The sequence below is a fragment of the Crocosphaera sp. XPORK-15E genome (assembly GCF_034931425.1).
Classification (GTDB): domain Bacteria; phylum Cyanobacteriota; class Cyanobacteriia; order Cyanobacteriales; family Microcystaceae; genus UHCC-0190.
Map to the genome: position 1 here is coordinate 132039 of NZ_JAYGHQ010000014.1, position 15653 is coordinate 147691.

The window sequence follows — 15653 nt, forward strand, 5'->3', positions numbered from 1 at the left end:
GGGAAAGTTTGCCTTTATTGTAACTTAAGAGGGTTAATCCTTGTAAACAGTTTGGGATTTTCTAAAATCAATATGGCTTTTGATGAGGCGATATCAGTACCCCTCGTAGCAGCAATTAATACACCAGAATCTAGATAGGTTTTTATCATTGATTCCTACCTCTTATTTCGTCTAGTTCGGCTTCAATTTCATCCCAATCAAGTAATTTAATATTAGGGTCAACAACAATCTTTTGTCTCAGTTCCCAAAGTTTCTTTCCCAATTCAGTTTTAGGTTGATAATCTGATTTTTTTTGTTGTAAAGTATTAATAAAAGCAATGACTTTTTCTTGGTCATCAGAATCTAGGGTTTGCCATTTTTCGAGTAAGATTTGTTCGTGCATAAAAAACTCCTTTAAACAGAGCAACCCTTAAGGTCTTAGATTATTCTATCCTCAATAATACTTCTTTTCCTCGATACTTCAAGGACAAAGGAAGTTGAGGAACCGCATCAGGTACACCAAAGCGATCAACTTTTTCTGTAAAATTAAACCGTTCAGAATCGCGCATTTTTAGTCTAATTGCTCCGACTCAAGCAGTTGAGCAAGTTGGTGAGCCGCTTGATGAGAGTTTAGGGGTGAATCAATAGAATAGGTTTTCCCTTGTTCGAGCATAGGTTTTTCTTCCTCTGCAAGTTCTGTAATGAGAAACTGCATCACTTTTAATTTATCGACACGGGATAGACTTCTTAATGTGGGAAATAATTCTGTGATGGTCATAAAAGTTCGATAGCACCTTCTCTGATTGTAGTTAATCTTGATAAGAATTAATCAACTGATTTTAGCTAATGTCTAAATCATTAAATAATCTAAACTTATATTAACTATTTTAAAATTAAGTTAAGCATTGTAAACCCTCAGATAAACCCATAATATTCCTAAAAACAGTCAAAAAAGACGGAAATAGCCCCTTGACAAAATGGGGGGGGGAAATATACTTGGATATCTTTATTTTTCTCTCTTTTGAGGAGCTTTTTCGTCATTATGAACACATTACTCAAAACTGGAATCGGTAGCACCCTTGCCACCCTCGCTGTTGCAGCTTTAGGATCTCTCGCTTCTCCTGCAAGCGCAGTAAGCCTAACATGGAATCTGCAAAATGTACAATTTGAAGATGGAGGAACAGCAACGGGTTCTTTTCAATACGATGCTGACACCAATACCTTCGGAGCAGTAAATATTCAAGTTCAAGGTGGTGATACGGGAACATTTCCTACTTATACCTATGATACGTTTGCATTTTTAGACCCTACCTTCCGGGTAGCATTTGCCAATTCTTCTGATTTGGACCCAAACGACTCCGGGGTGCGGCAGCTACGTTTAGGAACTGCTTCCCCTTTAACCAATGCTGGAGGAACTTTCTCATTGCAATTGAACTTGCCTGGTAGTAACTTAGAGTGTTTCAACTGTAACCCAATTCGATTTATTACCGGAGGAAGTCTTACTACTAATCCTCTTAATCCTGCACCTGTTCCCGAACCCGGTACTATCTTAGGATTATTAGCCTTTGGTTCATTAGGTGTATTATCTCGCAAGAGCAAAGTATAAAACCTTATTTGCTAAATTTTAAAGTGTGAGGAAGGTTAATCCCTTCCTTTTGGTATTTTTGGGATGGGTTTTCATTAATTATCGATCTTAAAGTTAAAGTAACTGCACCAGTAGTTCACTTTCTTCCAACTCCTAAGACTATAATGGGAATTAGACAGGCTCTAGTTAAGTCAAGATGACAAATTCTGCTGATATTAAAATCTTAATCAGAGAGCAATTACCGAGTATTCTGGCCGAAGATGCGAGTATTCGGGATTTTATCTTGCGAACCGTTTCAGACTATTATTCACCCAAACAAGAGACTGATCAGAAATTCGAGGAATTTAAACAACGAGTGGATCGGGTTTTAGACGAATTAGAGCGAGATAGGGAAGAACAAGCCCGTAAATGGGATGAAAATAACCATAAATGGGATGAAAATAACCATAAATGGGATCAAGTTTTAGACCGATTAGAGCGAGATAGGGAAGAACAAGCCCGTAAATGGGATGAAAATAACCGTAAATGGGATGAAAATAACCGTAAATGGGAAGAAAACAACCATAAATGGAATCAAGCTTTAGACGGATTAGAGCGAGATAGAGAAGAACAAGCCCGTAAATGGGAAGAAAATAACCATAAATTGGATCAACAATATCAACAAAATCAAGAAACCTTAGCAGAAATTAAACAGATGAATCGTAAATATGATAGCACCATCGGAGCTTTGGGGTCTCGTTGGGGACTCTTTTCTGAAGCGAGTTTTCGCAATGCGTTAGCAGGTATTTTAGAAGACTCTTTCGGGGTAGAAGTTGTTAATATTAATGATTATGACCCTGATGGGATAGTTTTTGGACGACCTGATCAAGTGGAAATTGATGTCATTATTAAAAATGGGTTAGTGATTGTTTGTGAAATTAAATCTTCCATGAGTAAATCAGATATTTATACATTTAGCCGTAAAGTAGAATTTTATCAGCAAAAATATCAGCGCAGTGTGAACCGTAAAATTGTGATTTCACCGATGATTGATCCCAGAGCTTTACCCGTTGCAGAAAGTTTAGGGATTGAAGTTTATAGTTATGCTGATGATGTATCTGTTAACAGGGAACAGTAAATGGTATTTTCACAAGGCAAAATAGAGCCATGACAGCCATAATTTTAAAATTAGATACCGTCAACCTCAGCCATGAGCAGTTTTACCGCCTCTGTCAAGTTAACCCAGATTGGCAACTCGAACGAAATGCTCAAGGAGAATTAATTGTTATGCCACCAGTTGGGGGAGTTAGCGGCAACCGAGAAGCAGATTTTATCATTGACTTAGGGATCTGGAATCGTCAAACTGGACTAGGCAAAGTCTTTAGTTCATCAACTATTTTTCGTTTACCGAATGGGGGCGATCGCTCTCCTGATGCCGCTTGGGTGAGTTTAGCCCGTTGGGAGGCACTCAGTCGAGAAGAACAGGAGAAATTTCCGCCTATTTGTCCCGATTTCGTGATTGAACTGCGCTCTCGTACTGATTCCCTGACAGAAATTCAAGCAAAAATGCAGGAATATCTCAACAGTGGCTTACAATTAGGTTGGCTAATTAATCCCCAACAACAACAAGTCGAAATTTATCGCCTCAATCAACCAGTAGAAATTATTGAACTACCTGCTAATTTAAGCGGAGAAGATGTCTTACCCTGCTTTAATCTATCTCTGGATTGTTTTGAGTAAAACATTAATATGATTAGAGCCTTATTTTTATCCTAATTGATCAGCGATGACTAAAACATTTACTGCGATTGTCTATTGGGAAGAAGATGTCTATGTTGCTGAATGTCCAGAGGTGGGAACAGCAAGTCAAGGAGACACGATAGAAGAAGCATTAGCGAATCTTAGAGAAGCAACAGAACTTTATTTAGAAGAATTCCCTATTCCCCATACTTCTCCTCGTTTATTGACTACCTTTGAGGTGTTAAGTGCCTAAACTGCCTAGAGTGAGTAGTCAGAAAACGGTCAAAACTTTAGAAAAATTGGGATTTATTCCAATTCGTCAGAAGGGAAGCCATTTAATTCTTAAAAAAGAACTAAAAACAGAAGATGGGGAGATTATTGAGGTGGGTTGCGTTATTCCGATGCAAAGAAAAACCCTTGCAGTGGGAACGTTAAAAAACATATTAAATCAAGCGGGAATCACTATTGAGGTATTTTTAGCCAATTTGTGATCAACTTGAGAAAGGATAAACCCTCTGTAGAGTAATGTTAATTCTCTAATTCTACTTAATATTTATGGGAATCAATCAACTGATTTTAATCAATCTCTAAATCATTAAATAATCTAAACGTATATTAACTATATAATCTTTTCCCATATTAGGAAAACCAGCTACTAATTTACACTTTTGTCGAATGGTGTCAAATAATTGGCTGGCAAATTTTGGGTTCGTTTGAGCGAGAAAATCGCAGATTTGTTCAATGTCGTCTATTGCTAAGTCAGAAAAGGTATAGTGGCTCATTACTGATGATTCTGGACTTGTTTTAATCTGACTTGGAGACGTTGAAAAACAATTTATCCATCTGTAACATTCCCTTCTTCAATTTGCTTTTTCCCTTCTAGAATTTTTTCTTTTAAGTAAATAATCTCTTGCTCTTTTTGCTCATTCTTTATCACAAAAAAATGAAGATAAAAAGTTATCTGAGGCTTTATTATTACCTGAATTAGAAGCAGATGAAAGCTTATTTGAGCGAAATAAAGATACAGGGAGAAAGTCTAAAGTTACACTAAGCATTGTAAAAACCTCAGATAAACCCATAATATTCCTAAAAACAGCCAAAAAAGACGGAAATAGCCCCTTGACAAAAGTGGGGGGGTAAATATGCTTAGATATCTTTATTTTTCTCTCTTTTGAGGAGCTTTTTCGTCATTATGAACACATTACTCAAAACCGGAATCGGTAGCACCTTAGCAACCCTCGCCGTTGCCGCTTTGTCCGCTTCTACCAGCGCGACCACTATTACTTTTGATCCAATTGGTACAAATCCTGTAGGACTTCCTCTGAACAATCCTTATATTGAAGGAGAGTTTACCTATCAATCTGTTTCTAATACTGGTGGGAACTTTGGCTCCTCACTGTTCGGTAATCCCGACCCAGCGTTAACTGTTTATTTAGGACCAGAGACTCTCGACACTATAGCCATAGAGTTTGTCCGAACTGATGGGGGATTATTTACCTTTGATTCCTTTGATGCGGTCTTTCTTGGAGATCCTGGTGGTCTTTCTAATGGATGGACTTTCTTTGGAGAAGTGGGTGGAAATCCGACACAATTCTTCGGGTTTGCCACGTCTTCGACTTCATTCACCACCGAAATCCCGACGACTTTTACTACTCCTATTGATAGGCTAGTCATTCAGTTTTCGCAAGAAAATGATTTATCTCTAATTGTGGATAATTTGGTCTTAACACCTGTATCTCAATCAGTCCCTGAACCTGGCACTATCTTAGGATTATTAGCGGTGGGTGCATTAGGGGCATTATCTCGCAAGCGCAAAGGATAAAACCCTGTCGGGTGGGCAATATGGGTTAGTTTTAAACCTTGCTCACCAGATTATTCTCTGTGGAAAATAATTCTGTGATGGTCATAAAAGTTCGATACCACTTTTCCTAATTGTACTTAATATTTAGGGGAATCAATCAACTGATTTTAATCAATTTATTTGTTTTTTTGCTTAAATTCATCTAAATATTCTAAAAAAGAATTAACACCTAACAATTTAATGTTATATAATTCCATTGCTTGTCTCAACATCTCATCAGCACGCAAATCATCATCGCCAGATACAATAATAGTTGCTTGTCCATCAATAGCTGTGGATAAAACAGGTAAATCTTTAGGATCTCTACAATGAGGAGGAATGGTTTGAGTATTAACCCAAATTGAGCGATTTTTTAGTTGTTTTTCCAGTCGTATCGCTTGATTAGTGTCAATGTATTTTAGTAATCTAGGTCGATTCCAAACCTCATGAAATTCATCGAAAAGTGGTTGACTAATAATCAGTTGAAATTGGTTATTATTGAAGGCTTCTAGTATGGGCAGTGTCACTCGTCCTTTTAGTAAAATACGAATCCAAATATTAGTATCAATAACGACTCTTAATGTCATTTTTATTAGAGTTTTGACTGACGGACTGCTTGAATTTCTTGCATGATATCACTATCCGTTATGTCATCAATAGGATCTTGATGATAAAGTTCTTCAATTAAGGCTTTTAAATCTGACTGTAACTCTACTTCAATTAAAGCTTTAGCTAATTTTGTTCGTTCATTAGGTTCTAATTGTTGAACAATAGTAATAAGTTGTTCTAATGTTATCGGTATGGTTATCATAGATTGAATTTGTCTTGGAGAAATAATTCTATCAAAGTTCGATAGTACCTCCTCTAATTATACTTAATCTTGATAAGAATTAATCAACTGATTTTAGCTAATGTCTAAATCATTAAATAATCTAAACTTATATTAACTATTATAAAATTAAGTTAAGTATTGTAAAACCTCAGATAAACCCATAATATTCCTAAAAACAGCCAAAAAAGACGGAAATAGCCCCTTGACAAAATTAGGGGGGGGTATACCTTGTAAATGCTTTTATTTTTCTCCCTGTGAGGAGTTTTTTAGTCATTATGAACACATTATTCAAAACCCTTTCTCCGACGCAACCCCTCGAACCAAACACCAACCACCTGAGAACTTTCTCAATGATTGTCCCCGCCTTCACCTTGCTGGTGTCACTCGCGGGGGTTCGCGCTGAGGCCGCTTCGGTGGTTTCCAATCTCAACAACCCGCTTGGGGATGCGTGGACCATCGGTAGCCAAGATGCCGACCTCACGGATTCTCCAGTCGCCAATCGGTTCACCACTGGCTCAGGGCCCGGTTGGCAGTTGGACTCAGTGGTACTCAACCTCGGACGGTTTTCGGGAGCGACCGGTTCTGCTACAGGGAACATCGACGTATATCTTGCCTCCGATAACAACGTGGCACCCGGTGCTGTACTGACGCTTTTTCCTTCGGTTGCCCCGACCACTCCCACAGGGACTTTTACCCTGACTCCGCAGACCCCCATCGTCCTGGCCCCGAACACATCCTATTGGCTGGTGACATCGGCGAACGTGGATGATGCGTATATTTGGAACTTCACGGAGGACGTTAGCCAGACGGGCTTGCCCGGTTGGACGATCTTTGACACAGCCTTTGCCGGGTATCCAGCCGGCTCATGGACACCGTTGATACTTCCTCCGAATGCCTCGCCAGCACCAACGCTGTTCCAGGTGAATGCCACGGCGGTTCCCGAACCTGGCACTATCTTAGGATTATTAGCAGTGGGTTCATTAGGGGCATTATCTCGCAAGCGCAAGGGCTAAAAGGATTTTAAACCGATAAAAATTCTGTCACCCTTAACCATGCTAGGGGATGAAGTAATAATCATTCCCTAGTATCTGACCCAAAAAATCAAGATAAAACATTTTCAGCTTATCTTGAAATGTCGTTGCTATAGTGACGAAAAATTCTATTAACTCTAGGTAGTTCAGTCATGTTGATAACTAACAAATTAATTAAAGCCTTTGCTTCCGGTCTCACCACCATCGGCATTACTGCCGTTGTTGGTACTGTTAACGCTCCCTCCGCTTCAGCAGCACAAATGACTTGTTTTGAAGGTTCGGTCATGCAGGGAGAAGAACTTGGCAGTTTGTTTTGTGGTGACAAGTTCTTCTCAGATTTTTTTATCAGCGATCCCTCTGACGAAGGTACTGATATAGTGTCGTTGAAGACTGACGGTTCTCAGTGGGATTTCTTCTTTCAGTTTAATCCTGATTTGGTCGCAGTGGACACCCCAGTAGGCACACCTTTTCGGATATCCTACGATGTTGATATTGATCCCACTAATAATAATTTTTTTGATCTGATGAGCTTGGATGTAACGACAACTAGTCCTCCCGGTGTTACGGTAGTCAAGGACATCATTGATTCTAATACGCTACAGGTTCTTGCAACTTTAACTTCTGTGGGTGGAAGTCAGCCTAATGCAGTCAGCATTTTGCCTTTTCATACCAAGAATATTTCAGTTCAATATACCATCACCATTACTGGAGAGGGTGCCTTAGACAGCGTGGGTAATGGCCTTACCCAACAACAAGTACCCGAACCCAGCACCCTTTTAGGCTTAGGTGTATTAGGCTTAGGTGGATTGGTTAGCCGCAAGCGCAAAAGCTAAAACCCATGGCTCTCTTGGATTCCGTGTATAGAATTTATCATCATGATACATTCTATAATCTCTCTAAAGCCTGAAAAGCTTGCTCTATCTGACTATGCCTAGATGGGGAGACAAGATAGACCCACGAAACTCAGGAGAGCCAACCCATTTAAGGTAATTGTAGGGAATATTTGCGTGTGAGGAAGTTGAATCGCCTTCCTTAATCATATCGTTCCTTTCACCGTCTCATTAACAATATATGTAATGACAGAAAACTTAAATCATGCGTAAACTTTTTTCAGCTTTATTACTTACTGCCTTAATAACTACACCTGCAATGTTTTCAACGCCAGCCTTGAGTGAAATCCGTAAAGAACGGGTACAATTTCAATCAGGAACATCAGGAACAACTATCCAAAGCAAAATTAAAGGTGAACAAATTGTCGATTACCTGATTAATGCTAAAGCAGGACAGACGATGACTGTTAGCCTAAATACTAATAATGGGGGAAACTCCTTTAATATTTTTGCCCCTGGAAAAGTGCCAGGCAATGATGGGGCAATGTTCATCGGCGAGACTAATAACAATCAATTTAAAGGTACGCTTCCCGCCTCTGGGGATTACTTAATAAGGGTTGCCCTAATACGAAGTGCAGCGCGACGCAACGAAGTAGCAAACTACAAACTACAAATCAATATTGCGGGTAATACTAGCAGTGATGCTAAAGTTCCGGGGACAAATTTTCACGCTACGGGCAATATTCCCTGTTCCATGGGGAATGGACAACCGACGGGATCTTGTCCTTTTGGCGTGACTCGTAAAGGCAATGGTAATGCTGATGTAACGGTAAAAAAACCGGATGGACGAAGCCGCGTGATTTTCTTTGAAAATGGTAAAGCGATTAGTGCTGATGTCAGTCAAGCCGATCCCGGCGAGTTTAGGGCATCTAAAGAGGGGGATCTCTCCATTATTCGTATTGGCAACGAGCGTTACGAAATTCCTGATGCGGTTGTTTTTGGGGGGTGATTTTCAGACTCTTTGATATAAGTCTAATTGACAATTAAGTTAACCAAATTCTCAATTAATCGCTCAGGTTCCATGGGAATAATCTCTTTACCATGAAGCATTTCTTGAGTTAAAGTATGATGAATTAGGGTTCCCACAAAAATATGAGCAATGACTTCAGGATCATCAATTTTCAGTTCAGAATGGTCTTCAAGATAGGCTTTAAAAATAGCGATCGCTGGTTGGGCCACAGTCTGTAAAAATAATTGAGATAATTGAGGATATTTCTCTGATTCTGCGATAATAAGACGAACAAAGCAAAGATGCTCAGGATCATGAATTTCTTGAAGAATGCGTTGTGCTAATTGGGTTAACACTTCTTGAGGTTCTCCCATTAAAGGTTGGGACCAAACTAAGCGAAACTTTTGACAAGCAACGTATTTAATTAAGGCGGTAAATAGCCCTTCTTTATCACAAAAATAACTATATAGGGTTTGTTTGGAAACCCCAGCAGTTTTGGCCACTTTATCCATACTCGTACCAGCGTAACCATTATTTAAGAACTCTGGTAAAGCTCCTCGCAAAATTTGTTCTGCTTTTTCAGTGAGTCGAGTTGTGGAGGATTTTAGGATCATCATCATCAGGTAATTCTATCAAGAAAATCAGTCCTATTCAAACTGTACCGTCTATTCTAATCAATTGCACACCCATCGATAGAGAATTGCCAATGATTTGTGGTCAGGCGATCGCTGATTTGTTGTTCCCAAGTTGATAAGACTTGTTGAAACTGAGGATAATGTAAATCGCCCCGCCACAGGATCAAAGCATCTTCTCCCGTTTGTTGATAATAGCCTTTACGTCGTCCGGCAATTTTGAAGCCAAATTTTTGATACAAAGTCAGGGCCGGTTGATTAGAAACCCTGACTTCTAGGGTAGCGCGTTCTAGTTGACGTTTTACAGCATCTTGGAGTAATCCATAAAGGAGTAGTTGTCCTAACCCTTGTCCTTGATAATCAGGATGAACCATTAATAAGGTAATATGAGCTTCTTCTAAAATTGCCCAAAAACAGCCACAACCGATTATTGGTGCTTGGGGCCCAAATGATAGCACCAAAAAATGACTATTAGGACTTGCTAACTCTCGTTTATAGCCATCTATTGTCCAGATTCCTCCTAAACAGCAATGATCTAAGGCGACGATTTCGCTTAATTGTTCTAACTGAGGAGGATTGAGATGAAGTTTTAAACTCGACATTGATTGCCCTTGTTCTGACCAATGAAGGGGGTTGCTTCAATAGCCTATCATTTTCGGCTAGGGTTGACGAGTTCTTGACAACTCTGGGGTAATATAAAAAACTTCTTGAAACCATTTTCCAATAATTTTTGTCACAATACTACCTATAGTCAAGTGCCTCAATTGGAGAGACACTTTATGTGAGGAGTGGAATCAATGAAATCTTTGCTCTATGTGCTAAAAACCCTACTACAAATTAATGGTGCGATCGCTGTGTTAGCATTGCTAACCGTAGTTGCTATGGGTCAAAAACATTCGGAAATCGTGGCTACCAGTCCTGAAACCGCAAAAGGGTTTCATCGTAACATTCAAGATATCCCTTCGGACAATCAACAGCAAATCGAAGCCAACCGACAACAAATTGAAGCACTGAAAGCTGAAAAAGACCAACAGATCAAGGCTTTGCAAGCACAGTTAGAAACTCACCAAACGGCTAAGGATTCGACCAAATCAGTTAATCATACCCCATTACCGACAATTGCTGCGTCTAAAATTGCCAATAGAGAAACCAGAACCGTAGAGGCCAAAAGCCAAACAACTCATCAAAATAATTATGCTCAAAGAACTAAATCCCCGTCAACACCTGTCACCCGTCCTTCAGTAACAGCGAAGCGTCAAGTACCTTCTAAGTTAGCCAAACGGGCCAACCCTGCTCCTGAACCATCAAAGGAATCAAACCAGACCCTAGCAATGGTTAGTATACCGATTTCTGAACAGCAAAATAAACAGTCCATTGATTTTGTTCAAGAACAACAACCATTAACGTTGGTAGAGCAAAGCAAACAAAGACAAGTCAAACAGGTAAATTCTTCTAAATCAGTGATTACGCCTTCCGCAACAACCCCCTTAAAAGCTGCCATTCCCCTAGCAAATGACCTAGCTGCGGGTTTAATTGTTGCCCAACGAGAAAAACAAATCAACTATCGCACTAGAACTTATAAAAAAGTTCAGACAGCGATTGGTTCTCTCCGTAAAGGCAGCAGTTCTAATTTAGAAGAAGCAGCTAATCGGGCCCAAATTGAAGCATCAGTCTTGAAACAAGTGGCAGAATGGGGTCGGGAACGTCCTGGTCGTTTTGAAGCCCCTAAAGTGAGTCTGGCCAATTCTGAATCAACGCCAGACTGATTAACTTTTCAAGATTCTCTGAACTAACAAATCAACGTTTGCTCTGAGTTAACCATTATCAAGGATTAGCATCATGAAAATCTTACTTGTAGAAGATGACGAAAATATTGCCATTCCCGTTGCTGAAGATCTTGATGATCGTAACTATGTGGTAGAAGTAGCACCTGATGGACAAGCCGCCTGGGAATTGCTGGATGTTTTCGATTATGATCTCATCTTGTTAGATGTCATGTTGCCCAAGATAGATGGAATTGCTTTGTGTCGGCAGTTGCGTTCGAGTGGTTGTAAAACCCCCATTTTGATGCTAACAGCCAGGGATACCATTGACGACAGGGTAAAGGGACTTGATGCAGGTGCCGATGATTATTTACTTAAGCCCTTTGATCTTGAAGAACTTTCTGCAAGGATTCGCGCCTTACTTCGCCGAGGAGAAACGCATTTACCGCCTATTTTGACTTGGGGTGAACTTTGTCTTGCTCCAAGTAGCTGTGAAGTCTCTTATCAGGGCCAAATAATAAATCTCAGTCCTAAAGAATATCGTCTGTTGGAGTTTTTCTTGCGTCATCCTCGCCGTATGTTTAACCGCGCTCAAATTCTCGATCATCTGTGGTCAATAGATCGGCTACCTGAGGAAACAACGATTAAAGCTCATATTAGTAGTTTACGTCAAAAACTGAAAGCGGCAGGAATGACATCAGATATCATTGAGACGGTTTATGGTTTAGGATATCGCCTTAAAGAGTCTCCTTAGCCAGTTTACCGATGTTTCCTCATAGATGAAGGAGATAAATAATGTTTCAAAATTTGCGCGTTCGTCTCCTTCTATCCTATTTGATAGTGATGGAGGCTATACTAATTTTTTTTTGTATTAGTATTTATGTTTTATTCAGTCAAAGTCTTTCTCGGCAACTGGATAATAAATTAATAACGCTTGCTGAAATTGTTGCTCTCACATTTAGTCAAGTTAAACATCAAGGTACTCAATATTTTACGCAATTAGATGACGATAATCTTTTTGATTCCCAAACCCAAACGATTGAATGGTTTGATAGTGAGAAACACCGTTTAGGAAGTCATGGCAATTTGGTTGTTCCTTTTGAACCACAACCAGGGTTACTAACGCTATATATCCCTGAAAATTCTTCTTCATCCCCAATTCGGACAATTACCTTGTCTGTGTCTTTGAATTCCTCTAATTTTCAAGAACCTTCTTTAAATGGTTATATTCGTATTAGTCAATCTTTAGCTGAATTAGAAACTGAAAAAAATCAACTATTATTAAATTTAGGCATCGCTACTTTAGCAACTTTAGGATTAGTCACATTGGGAGGTTTTTGGTTGACAAAAAATGCGGTTAAACCCATTGAAAAAAGTGTTCAACAACAAAAACAATTTACCGCCGATGCCTCTCATGAATTGCGAGGCCCTTTAACAGCGATTAAAGCTTCTATTGACATTATGCGTCGTCATCCTGAGCGTCTTCATGACAAAGATCTGAGAAAAGTAGGGGCGATCGCTAGTGCAACAGAGAAGATGATTCACTTAGTAGAAGATTTACTTTTTTTAGCACGAACTGATACCCCAACCCTCCAATCTAATCCTGAATGGACTCAATTTTTACTTAATGATTTACTCCAAGATTTAGTTGATTTACTCGAACCTTTAGCCCAAGAAAAGAAAATCACTTTAGATTATCAAGATTTAGATAAAGTCTGGGTAATGGGTAATCCAGAACAACTTAATCGTCTCTTTTCTAATCTTATTTATAACGCCCTTAACTATACTCCCTCTGAAGGATTTGTAATTATTCGCCTTGTACAAAATAATCATTTGGTTAAAGTGTCTGTAAAAGACACGGGAATTGGTATTAAATCAGAAGATTTACTCCATATTTTTGACCGTTTTTGGCGAGCAGATAAAGTTCGTTATCGCACTGGAGGAACTGGTTTAGGTTTATCTATTGCTCAGTCGATCACTCATTATCATCGGGGAAAAATTACCGTTGAAAGTAAGATAGGAATTGGCTCTTGTTTTGAGGTAAGTTTACCGATAGTTGAAGCCAAAAATAAATCTTAATCTCATTACTTTTCCCTTTTTTCTTGGAAATCTTGATAAATTTTAGCGTATTCTAAAGCTTCTTCTACAGTTGATATTTTTCCTTCAATTCGAGCAATTGAAATTTCAGTTAATAATTTTCCTAATTGGGGGCTAGGTTTCATCTTTAAGTGTTTAATTAAATCATGTCCTGTTACTAATGGACAAGGATGAGCGACTTGATCTTGTGGATTTAGGTAACGATTAATTAAACTCAAAATATTATCAATATTGAGATTAAAAGCTGTGGCAAAAATAGCCAAAACCGGAAAACTATCCCCAACTTCTAAAAAGAAAAAGTAAAGTTGTCTCAGAGCAATTTTACCTTGATTTTTCTTTAACCAAGGTAAATTATTAACAACTTTTAAAACAGTTTTGATCTCATTTCGAGAATATTTTAAATTGAGTAATTCTGCTTCTGCTTTCTCAGGAACATGAGAGACTAAACTCGCTAATTTTGATCGTTGAATGATGGAACTACTATAAATATTTGCTTGACTTTCTAGGTTTAATAATTGCTTAAATTGTTTCTTTTCTAAGCAATTTTCTAAGAATTCAATTGTTTTATCTATTTTCCCTAGTCGCTCATAAGTATCTTCATTGATCGTTGAAAACCAATATTTTAATAAGCCATCTTTGCCTATTTCCGTTAACCAATAACTCCCCTGTTGGTTGAGCAATAAATAATTTAATTCAGCTTGAACTCGCTCAGCAGCAACATTATTAATTAAACTTGCTAAATCTCTAATTGTCTCCCTGGTTTTTGGCTCAATAGTAAAATTTAATTGGGCAGCTTGTCGATAAGCTCTTAATAACCTTAAAGGATCATCTTGGAGATTTTTTCGTGAGATCATTCTTAAGGTTTTTGTTTGTAAATCTTTTAATCCTTCTAAGGGATCTAACAATTTTTGTTGATGGAAATTATAAGCGATCGCATTAATAGTAAAATCTCGTCGCTGTAAATCTTTTTCTAAACTTTCTCCTTCTTGTTTTGCAAAATCTACCGTTCCCTGTTTAAAAACCACTCTAGCAATGTTTCTGGTAGCATCTAAAACAACAAAACCTGCATGGTAGTGGTTGGCGATTTTTCGAGCAGTTTCTATAGCTGACTGGGGTAAAACAAAGTCTAAATCTAAATAATCTCGTTGACAGTTAAGCAAAGCATCCCGTACCGCACCCCCCACTAAACAAGCTGCTGGCGGTAATAAATCTAAACAAAAAGGTAAAGTCTGTACTGATAAATTGAAAATTGGATTTTGTTCAGTCATCTACAATGAAAAATAAACCATTAAATATGGGCAAAATTCCTTAACTTGAGTTAGATTAAAAAGTATAAAGATGGATTGAGGACAAACGTATGTGTATTTGTATCAATTGCCACTACGTTGATCGTTGTACGACTTACCACGCAGTTGAAGAACAACACCAACAACCCCATTTAACCAATAGTCCCACCTTTGAACCCACAGAACCTACCATTAATGTGAATATTCGCCCAATAGAAGATTATATCGAAATGGAGTGGGATGTGGTGGGTTGTGAAAGCTTTTTACAGGAAACGGGTAAATGGCTTAAATTACGCCCTGGTGAACCTGTTCCCACATAAGTTCAATTTGTGTGAATTACTTAACACTTAACGTTGGGAGAATGACTAGGATGCGGGTGAAAATTTGCGGGATCACTCAACCACAACAAGGACAAGCGATCGCTGAGTTAGGGGCGACGGCCTTGGGCTTTATTTGTGTTCCTCAGTCTCCCCGTTACGTGAATGGGGAACAACTTCAAGCATTGGTTAAACAAATGCCCTCAACCGTTGATCGCATTGGTGTATTTGCTAATACCAGTTTAACGGACATCCAACAGCTACTAGAAACCACCGAATTAACAGGGATACAACTTCATGGTATGGAGTCACCAGAGTTTTGTCGTCAAGTTAAACAACAGTTTCCCCAGATTGAAGTAATTAAAGCCTTAAGGATTAAAACCCCTCAGTGTTTATCCCAAACCCTCGATTATGTTCCCTGGGTTGATACCTTACTCTTAGATGCTTACCATCCTCAACAATTAGGCGGGACTGGCCAAACCTTAGATTGGGACACATTAGGGCAATTTCAGCCCTCTCGCCCTTGGTTTCTGGCCGGAGGATTAACACCAGATAATATTGTCCAAGCTCTTCAATTATTACATCCTGATGGCATTGATTTATCTAGTGGGGTTGAGCGATCGCCAGGGGACAAAGATTTGAGTAAAGTGACTCAATTATTTAAAGTATTGCAAAAGCGACATACTCCCGACACCGACCGAGTACGGTACGGTGCGGGCTTCTTAAAGCCCGA

General features: G+C 39.0%; 24 protein-coding genes. 14 read left to right on the plus strand and 10 right to left on the minus strand.

Annotated features, from left to right (window positions below):
• Positions 1–14: 14 nt before the first annotated feature.
• From VB691_RS16615 to VB691_RS16630, 4 genes are read right to left on the minus strand one after another with little or no spacing between them, the layout of a single operon-like run.
• Positions 15–149 (minus strand): hypothetical protein, encoded by a 135-nt coding sequence (locus tag VB691_RS16615; RefSeq protein WP_323292627.1) that lies wholly within the window; start codon positions 147–149, stop codon positions 15–17.
• On the minus strand, positions 146–382 hold the full coding sequence (locus VB691_RS16620) for a hypothetical protein (RefSeq protein WP_323292628.1): 237 nt from the start codon (positions 380–382) through the stop codon (positions 146–148). The genes VB691_RS16615 and VB691_RS16620 overlap by 4 nt, the downstream gene beginning before the upstream one ends.
• A 40-nt stretch (positions 383–422) precedes the next feature.
• On the minus strand, positions 423–548 hold the full coding sequence (locus VB691_RS16625; protein WP_323292629.1) for a hypothetical protein: 126 nt from the start codon (positions 546–548) through the stop codon (positions 423–425).
• 2 nt (positions 549–550) lie between these two features.
• Entirely contained in the window at positions 551–757 is a 207-nt protein-coding gene (locus tag VB691_RS16630) for a hypothetical protein (protein WP_323292630.1), read from the minus strand.
• 264 nt (positions 758–1021) lie between these two features.
• Between VB691_RS16630 and VB691_RS16635 the strand changes: the two genes are divergently transcribed.
• The 5 genes from VB691_RS16635 to VB691_RS16655 all read left to right on the plus strand — a co-directional run bounded on the left by VB691_RS16635 (position 1022) and on the right by VB691_RS16655 (position 3774).
• Positions 1022–1585, plus strand: coding sequence for a PEP-CTERM sorting domain-containing protein (locus VB691_RS16635; protein WP_323292631.1), 564 nt, complete (start codon positions 1022–1024; stop codon positions 1583–1585).
• Between the two features lie 175 nt (positions 1586–1760).
• On the plus strand, positions 1761–2681 hold the full coding sequence (locus VB691_RS16640) for a PD-(D/E)XK nuclease family protein (RefSeq protein ID WP_323292632.1): 921 nt from the start codon (positions 1761–1763) through the stop codon (positions 2679–2681).
• A 29-nt stretch (positions 2682–2710) separates the two neighbouring features.
• Positions 2711–3283: a Uma2 family endonuclease gene (locus VB691_RS16645; protein WP_323292633.1), complete on the plus strand. Its 573-nt coding sequence runs from the start codon at positions 2711–2713 to the stop codon at positions 3281–3283.
• Between the two features lie 46 nt (positions 3284–3329).
• Complete coding sequence (locus VB691_RS16650; protein WP_323292634.1) at positions 3330–3536, plus strand: type II toxin-antitoxin system HicB family antitoxin; 207 nt, start codon at positions 3330–3332, stop codon at positions 3534–3536.
• The gene (locus VB691_RS16655) at positions 3529–3774 is read left to right on the plus strand and encodes a type II toxin-antitoxin system HicA family toxin (protein WP_323292635.1); all 246 of its coding nucleotides are present in this window, start codon (positions 3529–3531) and stop codon (positions 3772–3774) included. Before VB691_RS16650 ends, VB691_RS16655 begins: the two co-directional genes overlap by 8 nt.
• 96 nt (positions 3775–3870) lie before the next feature.
• Here VB691_RS16655 and VB691_RS16660 read toward each other — a convergent pair whose 3' ends face one another.
• The gene (locus VB691_RS16660) at positions 3871–4065 is read right to left on the minus strand and encodes a type II toxin-antitoxin system RelE/ParE family toxin (RefSeq protein ID WP_323292636.1); all 195 of its coding nucleotides are present in this window, start codon (positions 4063–4065) and stop codon (positions 3871–3873) included.
• Between the two features lie 410 nt (positions 4066–4475).
• On the opposite strand from VB691_RS16660, the gene VB691_RS16665 reads away from it, so the two are divergent.
• Positions 4476–5105 (plus strand): PEP-CTERM sorting domain-containing protein, encoded by a 630-nt coding sequence (locus tag VB691_RS16665; RefSeq protein WP_323292637.1) that lies wholly within the window; start codon positions 4476–4478, stop codon positions 5103–5105.
• A gap of 155 nt (positions 5106–5260) precedes the next feature.
• On the opposite strand, the gene VB691_RS16670 is transcribed toward VB691_RS16665, so the two are convergent.
• Positions 5261–5710, minus strand: a complete 450-nt coding sequence (locus VB691_RS16670) for a putative toxin-antitoxin system toxin component, PIN family (RefSeq protein WP_323292638.1) — start codon at positions 5708–5710, stop codon at positions 5261–5263.
• 5 nt (positions 5711–5715) lie between these two features.
• Positions 5716–5934, minus strand: a complete 219-nt coding sequence (locus VB691_RS16675) for a hypothetical protein (RefSeq protein ID WP_323292639.1) — start codon at positions 5932–5934, stop codon at positions 5716–5718.
• Between the two features lie 296 nt (positions 5935–6230).
• Between VB691_RS16675 and VB691_RS16680 the strand changes: the two genes are divergently transcribed.
• From VB691_RS16680 to VB691_RS16690, 3 genes are all read left to right on the plus strand, one after another.
• On the plus strand, positions 6231–6968 hold the full coding sequence (locus VB691_RS16680) for a PEP-CTERM sorting domain-containing protein (protein ID WP_323292640.1): 738 nt from the start codon (positions 6231–6233) through the stop codon (positions 6966–6968).
• Between the two features lie 170 nt (positions 6969–7138).
• On the plus strand, positions 7139–7819 hold the full coding sequence (locus VB691_RS16685; protein ID WP_323292641.1) for a PEP-CTERM sorting domain-containing protein: 681 nt from the start codon (positions 7139–7141) through the stop codon (positions 7817–7819).
• Between the two features lie 262 nt (positions 7820–8081).
• The gene (locus tag VB691_RS16690) at positions 8082–8825 is read left to right on the plus strand and encodes a hypothetical protein (protein WP_323292642.1); all 744 of its coding nucleotides are present in this window, start codon (positions 8082–8084) and stop codon (positions 8823–8825) included.
• Between the two features lie 23 nt (positions 8826–8848).
• On the opposite strand, the gene VB691_RS16695 is transcribed toward VB691_RS16690, so the two are convergent.
• Together VB691_RS16695 and rimI are read right to left on the minus strand one after the other, a co-directional pair.
• Positions 8849–9442 carry a TetR/AcrR family transcriptional regulator gene (locus VB691_RS16695; RefSeq protein WP_323292656.1) on the minus strand — a complete coding sequence of 198 codons (594 nt, stop codon included), beginning with the start codon at positions 9440–9442 and terminating at the stop codon, positions 8849–8851.
• Between the two features lie 53 nt (positions 9443–9495).
• On the minus strand, positions 9496–10059 hold the full coding sequence (gene rimI, locus VB691_RS16700; protein ID WP_323292643.1) for a ribosomal protein S18-alanine N-acetyltransferase: 564 nt from the start codon (positions 10057–10059) through the stop codon (positions 9496–9498).
• 195 nt (positions 10060–10254) lie between these two features.
• Here rimI and VB691_RS16705 point away from each other — a divergent pair, with 195 nt between their 5' ends.
• The 3 genes from VB691_RS16705 to VB691_RS16715 all read left to right on the plus strand — a co-directional run bounded on the left by VB691_RS16705 (position 10255) and on the right by VB691_RS16715 (position 13299).
• Positions 10255–11223 carry a hypothetical protein gene (locus VB691_RS16705; protein WP_323292644.1) on the plus strand — a complete coding sequence of 323 codons (969 nt, stop codon included), beginning with the start codon at positions 10255–10257 and terminating at the stop codon, positions 11221–11223.
• Positions 11224–11296: 73 nt separating this feature from the next.
• A complete protein-coding gene (locus VB691_RS16710) occupies positions 11297–11974 on the plus strand; it encodes a response regulator transcription factor (protein ID WP_323292645.1) in 678 nt (225 codons plus the stop codon).
• 41 nt (positions 11975–12015) lie between these two features.
• Positions 12016–13299 carry a HAMP domain-containing sensor histidine kinase gene (locus tag VB691_RS16715; protein WP_323292646.1) on the plus strand — a complete coding sequence of 428 codons (1284 nt, stop codon included), beginning with the start codon at positions 12016–12018 and terminating at the stop codon, positions 13297–13299.
• A 5-nt stretch (positions 13300–13304) separates the two neighbouring features.
• Here VB691_RS16715 and VB691_RS16720 read toward each other — a convergent pair whose 3' ends face one another.
• Positions 13305–14585: a CCA tRNA nucleotidyltransferase gene (locus VB691_RS16720; protein ID WP_323292647.1), complete on the minus strand. Its 1281-nt coding sequence runs from the start codon at positions 14583–14585 to the stop codon at positions 13305–13307.
• An 89-nt stretch (positions 14586–14674) separates the two neighbouring features.
• Between VB691_RS16720 and VB691_RS16725 the strand changes: the two genes are divergently transcribed.
• Together VB691_RS16725 and VB691_RS16730 are read left to right on the plus strand one after the other, a co-directional pair.
• Positions 14675–14923, plus strand: a complete 249-nt coding sequence (locus tag VB691_RS16725; protein ID WP_323292648.1) for a Ycf34 family protein — start codon at positions 14675–14677, stop codon at positions 14921–14923.
• A gap of 50 nt (positions 14924–14973) precedes the next feature.
• Positions 14974–15653, plus strand: a 680-nt coding sequence (locus tag VB691_RS16730) for a phosphoribosylanthranilate isomerase (protein WP_323292649.1), incomplete at its 3' end; no start/stop codon positions are given.